Below are 741 nucleotides of genomic sequence, written 5' to 3'. Positions count from 1 at the left end.
TCAATCAAAGACTCACGGCAGTACTCGATTTCCTGCTCTGCGTCTTGTTGGTCAAAAGCGTGCTTGAGCGCGAATTCTTGTACAACTTCACGCACGACATCACGCGACTCAGGGCTATTCCAGAGACAGTCTTGCAATAACAACAGATCAAGAGGATTAATTTCATCACGACCATTAAAGAAAGCGCTCGCTTTCAGTAACTTCACCGCCTTTTTCCAGCGACGGTCAGACACGTACATGTCGGTATGTGCTGCGTCGCCAAATTGCGCTTCCACTTTGGTTTCCAACATCGTTTTTAGCTGGAACAGCTTTTCAAATGCATTGTCGGTGAGTGTCAGTTTGTCGAGTTGTTGCTGCCACTGGTGATACTCTTCATCGGTAATCGCCAAACCTTCCGGAATTTGCGCTTCTTGCGATGTGCCAACGGTCAGCATGGATTTGAAGTTTTGCTTATTCTGAATTCGGTTTACGAACACACGTACGAGCATTCGGTCGTACAGTGCGTCTAGGCCGCTGTCTTCATCTGGTAATTCGTTGGAAGCAGAAACCAACAAACGCATTGGAACACGTTCAATGTCACTGCCATTTTTGAATGTTTTTTCGTTCACGACGGTCAACAGAGTGTTCAGAATCGCAGGGCCCGCTTTCCAAATCTCATCAAGGAAAACGACTTGCGCTGTAGGTAGGTAACCTTTGGTGAGTCGGACATAACGGCCGTTGTCCTTCAACTCTTGAATACTC

1 protein-coding gene is annotated in these 741 nt (G+C 47.0%); it reads right to left on the bottom strand.

Annotated elements, in window-relative coordinates; translation table 11 throughout:
• Nucleotides 1-741 (bottom strand): AAA family ATPase (locus R7Z77_RS25315; RefSeq protein ID WP_318137041.1); only part of this gene is annotated, 741 nt, incomplete at both ends.

It is taken from the genome of Vibrio sp. 1401, assembly GCF_033340295.1.
This window is presented reverse-complemented; position numbering and strand designations above follow the sequence as displayed.